This is a genomic window from Dyella sp. SYSU CM1112 (genome assembly GCF_058216415.1).
Map to the genome: position 1 here is coordinate 25,092 of NZ_JBZEGI010000007.1, position 17,211 is coordinate 42,302.

At 60.2% G+C, this 17,211-nt stretch carries 16 protein-coding genes and 1 riboswitch; of the genes, 10 read left to right on the forward strand and 6 right to left on the reverse strand.

Translation table 11 applies throughout. The features are described 5' to 3' along the window. Window positions 1-45: 45 nt before the first annotated feature. On the forward strand, window positions 46-1,479 hold the full coding sequence (gene pdxR / locus AC4HNJ_RS11570) for a MocR-like pyridoxine biosynthesis transcription factor PdxR (protein ID WP_490479731.1): 1,434 nt from the start codon (window positions 46-48) through the stop codon (window positions 1,477-1,479). 261 nt (window positions 1,480-1,740) lie between these two features. After that, window positions 1,741-2,274 carry an inorganic diphosphatase gene (ppa, locus tag AC4HNJ_RS11575; RefSeq protein WP_490479732.1) on the forward strand — a complete coding sequence of 178 codons (534 nt, stop codon included), beginning with the start codon at window positions 1,741-1,743 and terminating at the stop codon, window positions 2,272-2,274. Here ppa and AC4HNJ_RS11580 read toward each other — a convergent pair. After that, the gene (locus AC4HNJ_RS11580; RefSeq protein WP_490479733.1) at window positions 2,264-3,232 is read right to left on the reverse strand and encodes a LysR family transcriptional regulator; all 969 of its coding nucleotides are present in this window, start codon (window positions 3,230-3,232) and stop codon (window positions 2,264-2,266) included. The two genes, ppa and AC4HNJ_RS11580, sit on opposite strands and share 11 nt — an antisense overlap. A gap of 101 nt (window positions 3,233-3,333) precedes the next feature. On the opposite strand from AC4HNJ_RS11580, the gene AC4HNJ_RS11585 reads away from it, so the two are divergent. Further along, complete coding sequence (locus tag AC4HNJ_RS11585; protein ID WP_490479734.1) at window positions 3,334-4,551, forward strand: MFS transporter; 1,218 nt, start codon at window positions 3,334-3,336, stop codon at window positions 4,549-4,551. Between the two features lie 163 nt (window positions 4,552-4,714). Beyond that, window positions 4,715-5,731 carry a zinc-binding alcohol dehydrogenase family protein gene (locus AC4HNJ_RS11590; RefSeq protein ID WP_490479735.1) on the forward strand — a complete coding sequence of 339 codons (1,017 nt, stop codon included), beginning with the start codon at window positions 4,715-4,717 and terminating at the stop codon, window positions 5,729-5,731. A 60-nt stretch (window positions 5,732-5,791) separates the two neighbouring features. Here the strand turns inward: AC4HNJ_RS11590 and AC4HNJ_RS11595 are convergent, their stop codons facing one another. The 4 genes from AC4HNJ_RS11595 to AC4HNJ_RS11610 form a co-directional block, all read right to left on the reverse strand. Beyond that, complete coding sequence (locus tag AC4HNJ_RS11595) at window positions 5,792-6,364, reverse strand: ferritin-like domain-containing protein (RefSeq protein ID WP_490479736.1); 573 nt, start codon at window positions 6,362-6,364, stop codon at window positions 5,792-5,794. A gap of 100 nt (window positions 6,365-6,464) precedes the next feature. Further along, window positions 6,465-6,854 carry a DUF3224 domain-containing protein gene (locus tag AC4HNJ_RS11600; protein ID WP_490479737.1) on the reverse strand — a complete coding sequence of 130 codons (390 nt, stop codon included), beginning with the start codon at window positions 6,852-6,854 and terminating at the stop codon, window positions 6,465-6,467. Window positions 6,855-7,405: 551 nt separating this feature from the next. Beyond that, window positions 7,406-9,283, reverse strand: coding sequence for a phosphomethylpyrimidine synthase ThiC (thiC, locus tag AC4HNJ_RS11605; protein ID WP_490479738.1), 1,878 nt, complete (start codon window positions 9,281-9,283; stop codon window positions 7,406-7,408). A gap of 88 nt (window positions 9,284-9,371) precedes the next feature. After that, window positions 9,372-9,466: riboswitch (TPP riboswitch) on the reverse strand. Between the two features lie 71 nt (window positions 9,467-9,537). Further along, entirely contained in the window at window positions 9,538-10,188 is a 651-nt protein-coding gene (locus AC4HNJ_RS11610) for a TetR/AcrR family transcriptional regulator (protein ID WP_490479739.1), read from the reverse strand. Between the two features lie 85 nt (window positions 10,189-10,273). Here AC4HNJ_RS11610 and AC4HNJ_RS11615 point away from each other — a divergent pair, with 85 nt between their 5' ends. The 3 genes from AC4HNJ_RS11615 to AC4HNJ_RS11625 all read left to right on the forward strand — a co-directional run bounded on the left by AC4HNJ_RS11615 (window position 10,274) and on the right by AC4HNJ_RS11625 (window position 12,793). Beyond that, complete coding sequence (locus AC4HNJ_RS11615) at window positions 10,274-10,603, forward strand: hypothetical protein (RefSeq protein WP_490479740.1); 330 nt, start codon at window positions 10,274-10,276, stop codon at window positions 10,601-10,603. Window positions 10,604-10,765: 162 nt separating this feature from the next. Beyond that, the gene (locus tag AC4HNJ_RS11620; protein WP_490479741.1) at window positions 10,766-11,425 is read left to right on the forward strand and encodes a protein-L-isoaspartate O-methyltransferase family protein; all 660 of its coding nucleotides are present in this window, start codon (window positions 10,766-10,768) and stop codon (window positions 11,423-11,425) included. A gap of 36 nt (window positions 11,426-11,461) precedes the next feature. Then, entirely contained in the window at window positions 11,462-12,793 is a 1,332-nt protein-coding gene (locus AC4HNJ_RS11625) for a TolC family outer membrane protein (RefSeq protein WP_490479742.1), read from the forward strand. 74 nt (window positions 12,794-12,867) lie between these two features. Here the strand turns inward: AC4HNJ_RS11625 and waaA are convergent, their stop codons facing one another. After that, window positions 12,868-14,133, reverse strand: coding sequence for a lipid IV(A) 3-deoxy-D-manno-octulosonic acid transferase (gene waaA / locus AC4HNJ_RS11630; RefSeq protein ID WP_490479743.1), 1,266 nt, complete (start codon window positions 14,131-14,133; stop codon window positions 12,868-12,870). 92 nt (window positions 14,134-14,225) lie between these two features. Here waaA and lpxL point away from each other — a divergent pair, with 92 nt between their 5' ends. The 3 genes from lpxL (at window position 14,226) to AC4HNJ_RS11645 (ending at window position 17,181) form a co-directional block, all read left to right on the forward strand. Beyond that, window positions 14,226-15,161, forward strand: a complete 936-nt coding sequence (lpxL, locus tag AC4HNJ_RS11635) for an LpxL/LpxP family Kdo(2)-lipid IV(A) lauroyl/palmitoleoyl acyltransferase (protein WP_490479744.1) — start codon at window positions 14,226-14,228, stop codon at window positions 15,159-15,161. A gap of 161 nt (window positions 15,162-15,322) precedes the next feature. Beyond that, the gene (locus tag AC4HNJ_RS11640; protein ID WP_490479745.1) at window positions 15,323-16,099 is read left to right on the forward strand and encodes a polysaccharide deacetylase family protein; all 777 of its coding nucleotides are present in this window, start codon (window positions 15,323-15,325) and stop codon (window positions 16,097-16,099) included. Next, window positions 16,096-17,181, forward strand: a complete 1,086-nt coding sequence (locus AC4HNJ_RS11645) for a glycosyltransferase family 4 protein (RefSeq protein ID WP_490479746.1) — start codon at window positions 16,096-16,098, stop codon at window positions 17,179-17,181. Before AC4HNJ_RS11640 ends, AC4HNJ_RS11645 begins: the two co-directional genes overlap by 4 nt. The last annotated feature ends 30 nt before the right edge of the window (window positions 17,182-17,211 follow it).

The window sequence follows — 17,211 nt, forward strand, 5'->3', positions numbered from 1 at the left end:
TAGCCAATTGCCCGTATTTTCTTAGAGCCAATAGGAGGGCGCGGTGTGTATCTAGAACTCGACGGCCATGGGCCGCTCTATGACCAGCTTACCCGTGCATTGAAAGCGTCCATTCTCGACGGCCGCATTGCGGCGGGAACACAATTACCGCCCACGCGAGAGCTGGCGGACGAGCTTGAGCTTTCGCGCACCACGGTGCTTGCTGCCTATGAACAGTTACGCGCAGAAGGCTTCATCGATGGCCGCGTAGGCTCTGGCAGTTACGTCAGCTATCTGCCGGCGAAATCTGCCACACACCATGCCAGCTCTTCCATTTCCGCGCCCTCTCGCTATGCGCAGCGCGCTCGCGAAGTGCGCGATTGGAATATCCCGCGCATGCACCGCGGCTTACGCTACAACCTGCAATACGGCAATCCGCTGGTCAATCCCGCACTCAATAACGCATGGGGACGCGAACTGGCTCGCGCTGCTGCATACACACGGCTCAACGTCACGGAGGTAGCGGGAGTGAGCGCGCTGCGCAAGCAGACCTGCGATTACCTGGCCCGTCGCCGCGGCGTGCAAGCACAGCCGGACGACGTGCTGATCGTCAGTGGCACACAGCAAGCTATCGATTTGACGGCACGCGTATTGTTGAATGAGGGGGATCATGTCGTCCTGGAAGAACCGCACTATTTCCTGGCGCACCAGGCACTGGCGGCGCATGGCGCACAACTTGTGGCAGTGCGCACGGACGAACAGGGATTGGTTTGCGAGGAACTTCCCAGGCAATCGCCACGGCTGGTTTACGTGACGCCCTCGCACCATTTTCCTACCGGCGCAGTACTTTCCAGGCAGCGCCGGATCGATCTGCTGCATTACGCCGAACAACACCAGTGCTGGATTCTGGAAGACGACTACGACGGCGAATTTCGTTACGACGCACATCCACTGGCAGCATTGCGCTCACTGGACGAGGGAGAGCGCGTGATTTATGTGGGCACATTCTCCAAAGTGATGTTCGGTGGGTTGCGCCTTGCCTACATTGTGATGCCTGCCGTGCTCCGTATGGATTTTCTCAACGCTAAATATCTCAGCGATATGGCGTGCCCGGTGATCGAGCAGGCGGCGCTCGCTCGTTTCATGGAAGACGGTGGTTTCGAACGCCATTTGCGCGTGGTGCGCAAGGAACTGAAGACGCGCCGCGAGACATTGATCGCCGGATTAAAGGAACATGCAGGTGATCGCGTGGCAATCACCACGACGCCAGCCGGCATGCATCTGGTCGTTTGGCTCCAAGGTTACGACGCGGCACGCTGCGAAGCGCTGATTGCCTATGCCCATGAGCAGGGACTTGGGCTCTATCCCATGGCACCGCTATATCAGCAAGCTTCGGAACGGCAGGGCCTTCTGCTGGGTTACTGCGGGCTGTCGGTGAACGAATTGCGCGAGGCCATGCGACTGTTTGGACAGTGCCTAAACCACATGGATCATGCGTGAGCATGGGTCATGATCGCGATGCTGTAAAAAGTAACCCGCCACCGTGCGCTTGAATGAGCCGCCACGTCAGATGGGGTTCCGGCGCGCTTCCCCGCCATGGCGATATGAATGCATCACCCTTCTTCGCTGGCTGGCCGCAGGATGCCTGGATGCTTTCTGCGGGAGGGGGATACCGGCCCGGATGGCCTATGGTGCGTTGCGACAGACTTTGCCTTATCCTGACTGGCTTTCCCCGTTTTAGATAGACGTAAGGAGTGCCCCATGGGCCTGGATATGGTTAACGCCGGCCGCGACGTGCCGAACGAAATCAACGTCGTTATCGAAATCCCCAAGGATGCCGAGCCGGTCAAGTATGAAGTAGACAAGGAGAGCGGCGCGATTTTCGTCGACCGCATTCTTTCCACGCCCATGCGCTACCCCTGCAACTACGGTTACGTGCCTGGCACGCTGGGCGGTGACGGTGACCCGCTGGACGCGCTGGTGATCCTGCCGTTGCCGCTGGTCCCCGGCTCGGTGATCCGCTGCCATCCGGTCGGCATGCTGAAGATGACCGATGAAGCGGGCAGCGATGAAAAGCTGGTGGTGATCCCGTCGCGTAAGATTTTCCCGGGTTACGCGCATATCGACGATATCAAAGGCGTATCCGCTCATTGGCTGGAGCGCATCGGCCACTTCTTCGAGCACTACAAGGATCTCGAAAAAGGCAAGTGGGTGAAGATCGAAGGCTGGGTCGGCGCCGCCGATGCCAAGGCGGAAATCATCGCCGGCGTGGAGCGCTGCAAGCTCAAGGCTTGAAGACGTCGACTCCCTCTCCTCTCTCGTTGGGGGAGAGGGCGTTGCCCAATCCCCGCTCCCACGGCGGCACATCGCCGAATTGTTCGGCCAGAAAATCCACGAAGGCGCGAACGCGCAGCGGCACGAGACGCCGCTGGGGCATCACGGCATAGATGCCGGTGTCGGCAATAGCGTAATCGGGCAACACCACTTTCAGCCGTCCTGCGCGCAAGTCCTCGTGCACGTGCCACGTAGAGTGCTGTGAAATGCCCAGCCCAGCCAGCGCTGCATCGCGAAGCAACTCGCCGAGTGTCGATTCCAGTTTTCCATTGATTCGCACGGTATGTAGCTCACCCTGAGCATCATGCAATCGCCACGTGTACTGGCGGCCGGCGCGGCCAACCAGAATCAAGCATTCGTGCCTGGCTAAATCCTCAGGGGTCTTCGGCATGCCGTACCGTCGCAGATAGTCTGGCGACGCGCACAGCACGCGCCGATTCACCGCCAGCTTGCGCGCGACCAGCCGTGAGTCATGCAGTGCGCCGATGCGAATGCCCAGGTCAAAACCCGAACTGATGAGATCCTGCATCTCGTCCGTGAGGTGAACGCTGAGCCTTACGCGCGGATGCCGGGCCATGAAGGCGGCCAGTAGCGGCGATACATATTGGCGTCCAAATGACGCCGAGACAGTCAGGCGCAAAGTGCCGCTCACATCCGCCGCACCCTGGCGCAAGCCGGAAGTCAGCGCCTCCAGATCCTCGACGAGCGGGCGCCCTTGTTCGGCCAGCGCCAGGCCCTCGGGCGTGGGATGCAGGCGGCGGGTTGTCCGGTGTAGTAGACGCACCCCAAGATCGTGCTCCAGACGCTTTAATCGCTGGCTGGCGACCGCGACTGACACATCCAGACTCCGCGCGGCGGCGCTGATCGAGCCCTGGTCTAACACTCGCATGAACAAGATAAGGTCACCGACACGGTCCATATTTTCAACATTTCATTGAAAGTGATTCGGCATCTTGGTGGTTTTTAAAGAAGATGCAAGCGTCTACGCTGACGTCCACCGCTTTCGACCGGACTCGCTCGATGCCCGCCGCCACTCGCTCATCTCGTCCCATGCCCCTGGCGCTGTATGCCCTAGCCGCTGGCGCGTTCGGCATAGGCACCACCGAGTTCGTGATCATGGGCTTGCTGCTGCAAGTAGCCGCTGACTTGAAGGTAAGTATCGCCACGGCAGGCCTGCTGATTTCTGGCTATGCGCTGGGCGTGTTCGTGGGCGCCCCCGTACTCACCGCCGCTACGAGCCGGATGCCGCGCAAAACCGTGTTGATCGGCCTGATGGCAATTTTTACTATCGGCAACATCTGCTGCGCCATCGCCCCCAATTACGCCCTGCTGCTGTTGGCGCGCATTATCACCTCGCTCGCGCATGGCACCTTTTTCGGTGTGGGCTCGGTGGTGGCCACCAGCCTCGTCGCCACCGACCGCCGTGCCTCGGCTATTTCGATCATGTTTACCGGGCTGACTCTTGCCACGCTGCTAGGCGTGCCGGCCGGCGCATGGCTGGGGCTGCACTTTGGTTGGCGCTCGACTTTTTGGGCCGTCGCCGCCATCGGCGTCATCGCCATGGCCGTGCTCGCTGCACTGGTGCCTGCCAGCGACGAACACAGCAAGAGCATTGCGTTGCGTGACGAGTTGCGTGCGATCGGCCATCCCTCCGTGCTGCTGGCCTTGCTGATGACCGTGCTGGGCTTTGCTGGCGTCTTTACGGTGTTCACATACATCCAACCGATCCTGACCCAAGTTACCGGATTTACCGAGCGCGCGGTGTCTCCCATCCTGTTGGTGTTCGGCGTCGGATTGATTGCAGGCAATCTGCTCGGCGGCAAACTAGCCGATCGGCATCTAATGCGCGCACTGTTGCTCACGTTGGCTGCGCTGATCGTGGTGCTCGGCGTGATGACGTTTGCCTTGCACCATGCGTGGCTGACGGTGCTCTTCGTCGGATTGCTTGGCGTAGCCGCTTTCGCCACAGTACCGCCGCTGCAACTGTGGGTGCTGCACAAGGCGCATGATGCGCAAAACCTCGCTTCCAGCCTGAACATTGGTGCATTCAATCTCGGCAATGCGCTCGGTGCGTGGCTAGGTGGTGTTGTCGTGGCACGTGGACCAGGCCTGGGCTCACTCACCTGGGTCGCCGCACTGGTCACGTTCATGGGTCTTCTAGTCGCTCTATGGGCACGGCAACGCGATCTCAGCCACCAACACCTGCCACATGGCGCATGCGCAAGCGGCGAAGCCTGATCGCTGCAACCACTCTCCATCGATTGATCTCTACAGAAACCTCGATCATGGAATACCGCTTTCACATCCTCTTACCCTTGCTGCCCATACTGGAATGGGCCTTTTGTCGAACGCAACTCACCCGCCGCGCAGGCAACTTGATCGCACATATGGAGATATCGCCATGAAAGCCGTCGCTCTTATTCGTTATTTACCCATCGAAGATCCACAATCGTTGATTGATGTGGACCTACCCACGCCGGAGATCGGCCCGCACGATCTGCTCGTGCGTGTCGAAGCGGTTTCCGTCAATCCGATTGACACCAAGCTGCGTGCACCAAAGCCGCAGGTGGAAGCACAACCACGCGTGCTCGGTTTCGACGCCGCAGGGGTCGTCGAAGGCGTAGGCAGCGAGGTAACGGGCTTCAAGCCGGGCGATGAAGTGTATTACGCAGGTGACGTCACGCGTCCCGGCAGCAACGCGCAATGGCAGGCCGTGGATGCACGCCTGGTGGCACATCGGCCGCGCCGGCTGGACGCTGTAAGCGCTGCAGCATTGCCGTTGACCGCACTTACCGCCTGGGAGCTGCTATTCGAACGCATGTCCTACGATTCCGAGCATGGCGGCGAAGGCAAATCGCTATTGGTCATTGCTGGCGCCGGTGGCATGGGATCGATCGCGATCCAGTTGGCGCGACGTGCTGGATTTACGGTGATTGCCACCGCCTCGCGGCCGGAAACGCAGGCCTGGTGCCGCGCCATGGGCGCACAACACGTAATCGATCATCGCCAATCGCTCACGACGCAATTGAAGGCGCTCGGTTTCGAACAGATTGACGCCGCCATCAATCTTGCCGATACATCCCATTACTGGGACGAGCTTGGCGAGCTGCTCGCACCGCAAGGGCATGTCGGCTTGATCGTGGACCCGAAAGCGCCCGTCCATATCGGCGGTGCTTACAAGGCCAAATGCATCGGCATTCATTGGGAAACAGTATTTTCCCGGCCACGCTTCAAAACAGCAGACATGGCGGAACAGGGTCGCATTCTCGCGCGCGTGGCAAACCTCATCGACGAAGGCGAACTGCGCAGCATTCAGCGCGAAGCCCTCAGCCCGATCAACGCAGAAACCATGCGCGAAGCACACCGCCGCCTGGAATCGGGCAGCACGATCGGCAAGCTGGTCTTGTCCGGTTGGTGAGCCTATTTTCACCAGCAGGCGGAAAGCGGACTTGCTTCCCGCCTGCCCTTATTCGCTAGATCAATGCCGCGTGGCCGGTTTTGCCGGCTCGCCCTTCTTGCCCAACTCTTCAAGCAAGGTGGACAGGTCCTCGGCATGTTCTTCTTCCTTTGCCAGGATCTCCTCCATCATGCGTCGCGTGGTCGGATCGTCGTGACCGAGGTATTGCACGATGTCACGGTAACTATCGATAGCGATACGTTCGGCAACGAGATCTTCCTTGATCATGTCCACCAAGTCGTCGCCTTCCACGTAATCGGCGTGACTGCGGGTGAGCAGGCCATCCGGATTGAAGTTGGGCGCGCCTTCCAGTTGCGTGATGCGCCTCGCGATCTGGTCGGCATGGCCCTGTTCTTCCTGCGCATGCTCCAGAAACTCGGCCGCGACACTTTTGGAGTGGATGCCCGACGCCATGAAATAGTGGCGTTTGTAGCGAAGCACGCACACGAGTTCGGTGGCCAATGCTTCGTTGAGTAGCTTGATCACTGTCTTGCGGTCGGCTTTATAGCCTTCAGTGATCGCGCCCTGATCGATATGTTCACGTGCGCGCTTGCGGATAGTCTGGATATCCGTCAGGAAAGGCTTTGCCGTCATGGCGGTCTCCTGTAAACGAGTGACAGCCCCATCCTGTCTTCACTACCGCAAAGTACAGGTGAAATTAGAGTAGTCGGCGCGTTCCTTCGAACCTGCCTGTCTACGGCAACATGTAATCGAACGTATAGAAATGCTTACCCTGTTCGATCTGGATCTGCATGGTTCCCGTCAGCCCAGTCAATTCATCCGTACCGGAATCCGGCACAACCATCACCGACAGCTGTGGCGTACCGCGATCCATGATGCCGTGATGCTGCAGCACGAAGCTTCCACGCCTGCCCTGCAGCACACCGCTGACCCGCTCCAGGGCTACATAGCCGGCCGACCCCTGTACCTGCCCCATCGCCGAAAGCATTTCACCGATGCTGACGGCGTCCAGATCACCGCGAAACTGTTTGTCGATCGCCAAGCGCCCTAGACCGGCATCCTCGCGATCGGGCCGCGGGGATTGCGGCGTCAGCGTCACTTCGAAAGCTCCACTGGCTTGCATGGATTTTCCCTCACAATTAGATGGAAATCAGAAGCACGTGAAATGGCTGTCTCACGCTACAGCGTACCCCACAGAGCAGCCCGGGGTGCTACCGGCCAGGAATCGCCTCAAATCCATGCAAAACAAGGCAATACCCGCTTAGCGCACTGGCTGTATCGGCCTCTTTGGCGATGCGCCAGGTTTTTATGGAACTTATACGTCGGCCGGCAACAGCGTTATCGCAATTTTATGTCGCGGCGCCGGACAATGGCGGCATGAAGATTCCCGCAACACGCTTTGCATGGTCGCTACGAACGAAACGGGGCTTCGGCCAGATCATTCTGGCCGTGCTTTTTCTGCTCTCCGTATTCGAACTATCGCACCCATCCATAGCAGGCCGTGATTTTGTTGATCTTTGGCGCGGACTAGCGATTGGATCGTTGTTTCTTTTCTTCTGCTTGCCGGCTTCCGGCCGCTCTCATTCGGATCTCTGAGAGCCTGTCTGCGCGTTCCACGTTGACAGGCTCCCCGCCCAGCAGCCGAGAAAGCGCCGGCTGCCGGAAGTCCCAACGTCACGCCTTGTGATAAACCTCGGCGCCCTGTGCGCGAAACTCGGCAGCCTTCTCAGCCATGCCTTCCTCCAGCGCGGCGATTTCTTCCACGCCGTGTTCCGCAGCGTAATCGCGCACGTCCTGCGTGATCTTCATCGAACAGAATTTCGGCCCGCACATGGAGCAGAAGTGCGCCGATTTGTGTGCATCCTTCGGTAGCGTTTCATCGTGGAATTCGCGCGCCTTTTCCGGGTCGAGCCCGAGGTTGAACTGATCGTCCCAACGAAATTCGAAACGGGCTTTGCTGAGCGCGTTGTCACGCACCTGCGCCCCCGGATGGCCTTTCGCAAGATCGGCGGCGTGCGCGGCAATCTTGTAGGTGATGATGCCGTCGCGCACATCCTGCTTGTTCGGCAACCCAAGGTGTTCTTTGGGCGTCACATAGCAAAGCATGGCCGTGCCGAACCAGCCGATCATGGCCGCGCCGATGGCGCTGGTGATGTGGTCGTAGCCCGGAGCAATGTCGGTAGTGAGCGGCCCTAATGTATAGAACGGCGCTTCATGGCATTTTTCCAGCTGCCGCTCCATGTTCTCTTTGATCAGTTGCATCGGCACGTGACCAGGGCCTTCGATCATCACTTGCACGTCGTGTTTCCAGGCGATCTGGGTGAGCTCGCCTAGCGTGTCGAGTTCACCGAATTGTGCCGCGTCGTTCGCATCGGCCACGCTGCCGGGGCGTAAACCGTCGCCCAGGCTGAACGACACGTCGTACGCTTTCATGATGTCGCAGATTTCCTCGAAATGCGTATAGAGAAAATTCTCCTTGTGATGCGCGAGACACCATTTGGCCATGATCGAGCCACCACGCGAGACGATGCCCGTGACGCGCTTGGCGGTCAGTGGCACGAAGCGCAACAGCACGCCGGCATGGATGGTGAAGTAGTCCACGCCCTGCTCGGCCTGTTCAATCAATGTGTCGCGGAACAATTCCCAGGTAAGTTCCTCAGCGATGCCGCCTACTTTTTCCAAAGCCTGGTAGATCGGCACCGTGCCGATCGGCACCGGCGAATTGCGGATGATCCACTCGCGCGTTTCATGGATGTTCTTGCCGGTGGAAAGATCCATCACGGTATCGCCGCCCCAACGGATCGCCCACACCAGTTTTTCAACTTCCTCGGCGATACCTGAGGACACCGCGCTATTGCCAATGTTGGCGTTGATCTTGGTAAGGAAGTTGCGGCCGATGATCATCGGCTCGCTTTCCGGGTGATTGATATTGGCTGGAATGATGGCGCGGCCACGCGCCACTTCGTCGCGCACGAAAGCCGGCGTGATCAGCTTCGGTAGCGATGCGCCGAAGGATTCGCCCGGATGCTGCTTGCACAGCGCACTGTCTTTCAGTGCTTCAATGCGCTGGTTCTCGCGAATCGCGATGTACTCCATCTCCGGCGTCACGATACCGCGGCGTGCATAGTGCATCTGGGTGACATTGGCGCCTGGCTTGGCGCGCAGCGGCGTGCGCGTATGGCCGAAGCGTACGGTGTCGAGCTGGGCATCCGCCGCGCGTGCACGGCCGAAAGCGGAACTCAGGCCCGACAACTGCGCCACGTCGCCGCGTTCGGCGATCCACCCGGCCCGCAGCGCGGGCAAGCCGGCGGCAAGGTCTACAGCATGGTCCGCATCGGTATAAGGGCCAGAGGTGTCGTAGACCGTGATCGGAGGATTGGATTCGCCACCGAACAGCGTCGGGGTCTGGGCCTGGGCCACCTCGCGCATCGGCACTTTCAGATCAGGCCGGCTGCCTTGCACATAAATCTTGCGGGAGCCGGGAATAGGCTGGGTCACCGCTTCGGAGAGGGCTTGCGCGGCACGCGCGAGGTCGGAGGGCAAGGCATTCATCGGCATTCGTCCTTCTGGTATCCGCGATCGGATGCGGCATTCGTGCGGATATCCGCACAGGATCGAAGCGACGGCGCCAGCGCACGATGGTCCGTGCGGCGAAGCTCCCTACACCGGTGCTAACCGGATCAGGTTCGAAGGGACTCTCTCAGCCGACTGCGGTCGGCACCCCCGCTTCCTAAATAACCCGTTACAGGCCCGCTTATTTGAACACGAAGCGAGGTGATAGACGAGTGCAGGATGGGGGCACGATCTCAACGCGGCGCGTAGGCACGCACAAACATGATGACGCCCGCGCGGGCGTTCTCTTCCACTTCTTTCGCATAGGCCTGCGCGCAATCGGCGCAGCCGAACATGCGCCGCATCATCATGTCGCCCTTGATCAGGGAGATGAATTGCATGCTTGCGCGGGAAATATCGTCGATCTGAAGTTTGCCGGCATCGACTGCCTGCTGCAGCAAACGCTCCATCAGCGCCCGGCTGCGCATGGGACCTTCTTCCCACATCAGTTTGCCGTAGCGGGGATTGCCCTGTCGGCAATCGCTCAGGATGGCGCGGAACGTGCCGACGTTTTCCGGATCACAGTCCAGGCGCGCATGAATAAGGGCGATGCGGGTAAGGATGTCGCCGATATCGGACGCAGGATCGAAGCTATAGGTTTCTTCCGGCAACAGGTCCTGGATGCGCGCGCGGATGACTTCGCGAAACAGGTTGTCCTTGTCGCCAAAATGGCTGTAGACGGTGAGTTTGGAAACACCCGCCTCAGCGGCGATGGCATCCATGCTGGTACCAGCGAAGGCATTTCGTATGAACAGCGCTTTCGCGGCATCAAGTATGGCCGCGCGCTTCTCCATGTCCTTAGGGCGGCCTGGCCCATGCGGCTTGGTCAGCGGGATCGAGTTCATGGATGCACCTTCACAAATCAAAAAACCCAATTTATTATACGGGTCGGTTTACTTATTTCCTGAATGATACCGAATATTTCGGCTCATGTGCGCAACTAACCCAGAATTGGCGCTTAGCGCTGCTTATCGCAAGGCCCAGCGCCTGCTGGCCGAGTGGCTGGAGCAGCGCCGGACAGCGCGGAGACAGGTCTTTGCGGTTCGCGGTGCGCTGGCGCAGCTTAATGCGACGGAACGCCACAGCCTATCGCGCTGGCTTGCATGGCTTTGCGTTGCTGCCACGCGTCGAGGTGAGTCGTTCATGGGTCGTATCCGGCGGCTCGATGCTGCGCTTTGCGTGAGTACCGAAGCTGCGCTGACGCATTTGCCGGTCATGATCGATCTGCGCGCCATTCGCCATCAGCGAAAAAGTGCGTAAGTGTCCGCGGACACAAGGTCTTACATGACTTACGTCAGATCGTTGCGATGACTTCCGGCACTTCGTGCAGCACCGGCCTGACCGCACCCTAACCATTGTCGAAACAGGGTCTAAACGCTTATCCTTTTTGACCTTTTTCGATCCACACAGGCTTGTTTTCCAATGGCGATGAACTTCGATCAGGCGCGTCAAAACATGGTTGAGAACCAGGTGCGCCCCTGGGAGGTGCTGGATGGTCGCGTGCTCGACGTGCTTGGTCGTGTCCGCCGCGAGGATTTCGTTGCGCCCGCGCATCGCCAATTGGCATTTGCCGATTTATGCCTGCCTATCGGACACGGCGAAGTGATGATGAAGCCGGTGGTGGAAGGCCGCGTGTTGCAGGCGCTGGCGTTGAAGCCGGAGGACAAGGTGCTGGAAATCGGCACCGGTTCGGGTTTCCTCACTGCGTGCGTGGCCCATCTCGCCACGCATGTGACCAGCGTGGATATCCATGCTGACTTCACCGCCGCCGCTGGTCAGCGACTGCAAGCTGCCGGCATCACCAATACGCAGCTCGTGACCGGTGAAGCCGTCGATGCATGGCATCCGCAGGGCACATTCGACGCCGTGGTTGTCACAGGTGCCGTCTACCGTATCCCCGACCGTTTTCTCGGCTGGCTCAAGCCCGATGGCCGACTGTTCGCCATCCGCGGGGAGTCACCGGTGCAGCAAGTCGTACTGATCACCCATGAAGGCAACGGCCGTTACCGTGAGGAAAACCTGTTCGAGACGGATCTTCCCTATCTCGCACATGCAGAGCCTCCGCGCCGCTTTGTTTTTTGACCCCGCTACCGATCCCCGAACCTTAAGAGGCGAACCATGCGCTTGAAGCTTCTGACCCTTGCCCTGTCCCTGGCGGCAATTTCCCTGCCCAGCCACGGCGAGGATTTGCTGGATGCATACCGTCAGGCGCGTGCGAACGACCCCGTGTTGGCGCAGGCCGATGCGACACGCCTGGCGGTACACGAAAACATTCCGCAGGCCCGCGCGCTGCTGCTACCTCAGATCAGTGCCGGCATGAGTCTGCAGCAGCAGAGCAGTCTCTCCAACCTCAGCGAGTTCGGTAACACTGCCGATAGCAGCCATATCCGCACTCGATCCCTTTCTGCCAGCGTCGATCAGACCATCCTGAACCTGGCCGACATTGCCAACTTGCAGGCTGCGCATTCCACCTACGACGCGCAGGAGCAAACCTACGAAGCCGCAGCACAAGACCTTTTTGTCCGCGTCGCCGAGGCGTATTTTCTGGTTCTCAGCGATGAAGACCAGCTCGCCTACGCCAAGGCCAACGAAGAGGCCTACCGTGTCACGTACGACCAGGCCGAGCAGCAATACAAAGTCGGCATCGCTGCGGTAACCAATGTGTACCAGGCCAAGTCGTACTACGAGGCCGCCAAAGCCACCACGATCAGTACGCAGAACACGCTGGCCAATGACCGGCAAGCCTTGAGCGTGATCACCGGCAAGCCGGTTGGCGAACTCAAGCGCCTGCGCGACGAGCTGCCCATGGATCCTCCTACGCCGGCCAGTCCGCAAGCATGGGTTGACAGCTCGATCAAGAACAACCCGACCATCCTCTCGGCACAGTACTCGGTGGATGCGGCGGATCATTCCGTCAACGCAGCGCGCGCCGGCCACTTGCCCACCATCACCGCCAGTTTTACGCGCGGCAAAAGCACCAGCTGGCTGGAGAACGGTAGCTACAACGTGATCGGTAACGGCCGCTACGGCAACACCATTGGCGTCACCTTGTCGGTTCCGATCTTTTCGGGTGGGGCCATCCAGTCGAAAGTGCGCCAGTCCATTTACCAGCGCGACGAAGCGCAGGATTCGCTGGAATCCACGCGGCGCCAGGTTACGCAAAATACGCTGAACTACTACAACTCGGTGCTCGCCGGCATCAGCGAAGTGGAGTCGGGCAAGGCAGCGGTGGATGCAGCACAGAAAGCACTCGATGCCACCAAGGCCGGCTTCCAGGTCGGCACGCAGATCATGCTCGATGTGCTGACGGCCATCCAGAACCTCACGCAAGCCGAAAGTACTTATTCACTCGCTCGCCACCAGTTGGTGCTCAATCGCCTGTTGCTGAAACAATCGGCCGGCACCATTGATTATCAAGATCTGCAATACGCCAACTCGCTGTTGCAGTAAGCCGCCAAGTCATCGCTGCTTACAAAGCTGCTTAGAAAAAAAAAGGCCGGTTTTTCCGGCCTTTTTTTTGCAGCTCATTCCTGCAGCATGCGGTCGATCAATCGCATCACCCGGCCTACTGCGCCGCGTTCACTATCGAAAACCACGCGAGCCTGTCGCCCCATTTGCGTGCATCGCGCCTCATTCTGCAGCAAGTCAAGCACCTCAGTCCCCAATGCCTCGCTCTGCAACACGCGCTTCGCGCCACCGCCACGAATCAGCGCCAGCGTGATTTCCTCGAAATTGAACGTGTGTGGTCCTACCAGCACCGGCTTGGACAGCGATGCCGGCTCAAGCACGTTATGGCCGCCGATAGGTACCAGACTCCCCCCTACGAAGGCCACGTCGGACGCGGCAAAAAAGGGCATCAGCTCGCCCATCGTGTCGATCAGAAAAACCTGGTGCGACTCTCCCGGGAGACGATCGTTGCTGCGCATCGCTGTGCTGAAGCCAAGGCTACGCACCGAATGCTCCACCACCCGGAAACGCTCAGGATGCCGCGGCGCAATCAGCAGCAAGGCATCAGGCAAACGTTTGAGCACTTCCAGGTGCGCTTCAAGCACCGCCAGCTCTTCGCCCTCATGGGTGCTCGCTGCGATCCAGACGGGCCGTAAGTGCCCCCATTGTTGACGAAAAACCTCACCACCTTCCAACGCGGCCTCGGGTACCGGCATGTCGAATTTCAGGTTGCCGCTCACCGTGACGATCGCGGGATCAGCACCCAGCAATCGATAGCGCGCGGCGTCGGTACGCGACTGGGCGGCGATCTGCCGAACGCAACGCAGAGCCGAGCGCAACAGCGCACGCATGGGCGCATAACCACGAAGCGATCGCCCGGATAGCCGCGCGTTAACGATCATCAACGGAATGCCACGCCGATAGCAGCCGAAATAGAGGTTGGGCCAGATTTCCGTCTCCACGATCAAGGCCAGGCGAGGCCTGATCTGGGTAAGGAAGCGATGCACCGAAAAGGGCAGGTCGTAAGGCAGGTAGACGTGAAAAACGCTGTCCCCAAACAGCTGTTGCACGCGTGCCGAACCCGTCGGCGTCACCGTCGTCACCACGAGCGGCGCGTTCGGATAATCCTCGCGCAGTGCCTTGATCAGCGGCTCCGCCGCATTGACTTCACCGACCGAAACGGCATGTACCCAGATGCTGCCACGCAGGTCCGGCGCCTTGAAAATGCCGAAGCGCTCCGGCCAACGCCGGTGATAGTTGCCATAGCGCATCCCGCGCGTCAGCAGCCGCATCACGATCAGCGGCGTGGCCAGGTACATCAGTAGCGTGTAGAGATAGCGCAAGGGCGGATTCCTGTCCGGAACGCGAAAGTATACGGGGGCGCTGCGCCTGACTCCGTTTCCCGAAGAAGGAGCGCGCCGCATGTGCCGTTACAATGCTGCGGATGCCTGGAACTCCCCGCCCCGACTTTACCCCCTCGCTGCTTGCTCCTCGCCTCTGGCCGGCGTGGATCGGCGTGGGCATCATGAAGCTCATCGCCATGTTGCCGTTCAAGCTGCTCATGGCGATAGGCCGCGGCCTGGGCACCATCATTGAGCGCTTTCCGTCTCCGCGACGCCAAGTGGCCGCTACCAACATTGCGCTGTGCTTCCCCGAGCTTGATGCCAAATCACAAGCTGCGCTGGTAGACGCGCACCTGCGCGACATCGGCCTCATGCTGATCGAATTCGCACTCGGCTGGATGGGATCCGACCGCGCTATTGCGAAAATCCCGGTCGTGTTCGAAGGGCTTGAACATCTGGAAGCGGCGCATGCCCGGGGGCAAGGCGTACTTCTGGTCGGCGGACATTTCTCGCATCTCGAACTTTGCGCACGCCTGGTTTCCCAGCGCATCCGCATCGCCGGCATGTATCGGCGCATGGACAACTCCGTTTTCGAATGGGCGGTGCTGCGCGCACGCCTCGGCTATGCGCGCGCCATGTTCGACAAGGACGACATCCGCGGCACCGTGAAGTACCTGCGCAGCGGCGGCACACTCTGGTATGCACCCGACCAGGACATGCGCAGCAAGGACAATGCCTTCGTGCCGTTCTTCGGCGTTACCGCTGCCACCATCACCGGCACCCATCACCTGGCACGCATGTCCCGGTCCGTAGTGGTTCCCTTCTTCCACCGCCGCCTGCCCGATGACCAAGGCTACGTTCTGCGGCTAGGCGCGCCCTTGGACAACCTGCCGAGTGCGGATGCCGAGGTGGACACCGCCAACGTCAACCGGTGCATCGAAGAAATGGTGCGTGAGGCGCCCGAGCAATATCTGTGGGTGCATAAGCGCTTCAAGACCCGACCGGAAGGCTTCCCGCCCATCTATTAAGCCTCGACAGGCAAACGACAGCATTCCCGGATAGATAAGCGGGCTGACTTCTGCCTGTGCCCGCCGCCCATGCCTTGCCCCCGTGCCTATAGCCGGCCACTGACCCGTCCGGCGCCCTCGATTGCCGTAAGATTCTACGCACGGCTGACAAGGAGCGCGGCATGACCACGCGTGGGGAACGGCAGGCGCGCGCCTGCCCCATCTTCATGTATCACAACATTGCGCATGCGCCGCGTGGCCTGCAGCGTTGGCGCAGCCTGTATGTGAGCCCCGCGACGTTTGCGCGGCAAATGTGGTTGCTCAAGCGATTGGGCTACAAAGGCCTGTCGATGTCTGATGCCATGCCTTACCTGCGCGGCGAGCAGCAAGGCCGTATCGCCATCATCACCCTGGATGACGGCTACCTCGACAACCTCGAATCGGCATTGCCCGTACTGCAACGCTACGGCTTCACCGCCACCTGCTATGTCGTCAGCGGCAGCATCGGTCGCTTCAACGATTGGGACGAAGAAAAGCTGGGCGTGCGCAAAGCGCTCATGACCCCAGGCCAATTGCGTGCATGGTGCGATGGTGGCATGGAGGTCGGCGCGCACACGCGCACGCATCCACACCTGACCCAGTGCAGCGATACCCAGTTGGAAGACGAGATCACAGGCAGCAAGGCAGATCTCGAAGACTTGCTCGGCACACCGGTCACCCAGTTCTGCTACCCCTATGGCGACGCCGATGACCGTGTCGCCGCAGTAACGCGTGCAGCCGGATATGCCGCCGCCACCACCACACAGCGCGGCCGTGCCATGCCCGGCATGGATCTCTGGCGCCTGCCGCGTGTGCAAGTCGCGCGGCACCACGCATTGCCGCAGTTCGCCATGCGCGCATTCACCGATTATGAAAACAAGCGGCATGCCGACCGGCACGCCACGAGTAACCGCGCATGAAATGTCTCTTCGTTGGCACCAACCCGGAAAACACCGGGGCGGCGACCCACTTCATAGCGCTTGCGCAAGCCATGGTGGAGGCCGGCCATCACGTCAGCGCGGTGGTCTACCCGAACGGCCTGATCGCCAATAGCCTGGCCAAATCGGGAGTGCGCCTGTATCCCGCGAAGTTCCGCAATGTGTTCGACCTGCGCGGTTATCGCGCCACCTTCAAGGCTGCACGCGATCTGCAACCGGACTGGCTGGTCGGCAATTTCGGCAAGGAATACTGGCCGCTGATCCTTATCAGTCGCCTGCTGGATGTGCCGGTAGCACTATTCCGCCACCGCACACCGCCCATGGGGCGCCTCTCCGGCTATCTGGTGCCGCGGCTGGCTCAACGCTTTTTTGCCGTCTCCAACCATGCGCGGCAGGCCTATCTCGATCGCGGGGTGCCGCCGAATCTGGTGCGCGTGCTGTACAACCCGGTGGACATGGCCTCGTGCCGGCCCGACCCGCAACGTCGCAGCGACATCCTGCATCAGCTAGGCATGCCGCAGGATGCCATCGTGCTCGGCTACTTTGGCCGCATCCATCACAGCAAAGGCATCTTTACCTTGCTCGAGGCGGCCGAGGGCGCGATGGCGCAAGAACCGCGCCTGCACTGTCTGTGGCTAGGCCATGGCCCCGACGTGCAACAGCTAGGCGAACGCATTGAAGCCGGTTCCTTCGCGCATCGTCATCACCTGCTCGGCTGGATCGACGACGCGCATCCTTACTACAGCGCAATCTCGATGCTGGCATTTCCGTCCATCGCGACCGAAACATTCGGGCGCGTTTCGATCGAAGCACAAGCTGCAGGAGCACCAGTGCTTGGCAGCAATCTCGGCGGCGTACCTGAGACACTGTCACCCAACGTCACCGGTTTGCTGCTTCCAGCAGGCAACGCAGCCGCCTGGCGCAATGCCATCCTGCGCATGTGCGATCCGGAGGTGCGCGAGCCCATGAGTGTGGCGGCACGCGATTTCGTGGATCGTCATTTCAGCACGCGCGTCATTGCGGATGAATTCGTGCGTATCCTCAGCGATACCGGAAGTCCCTAGCGCTCGTTCGATGGATGCAAGCGGCAGCGC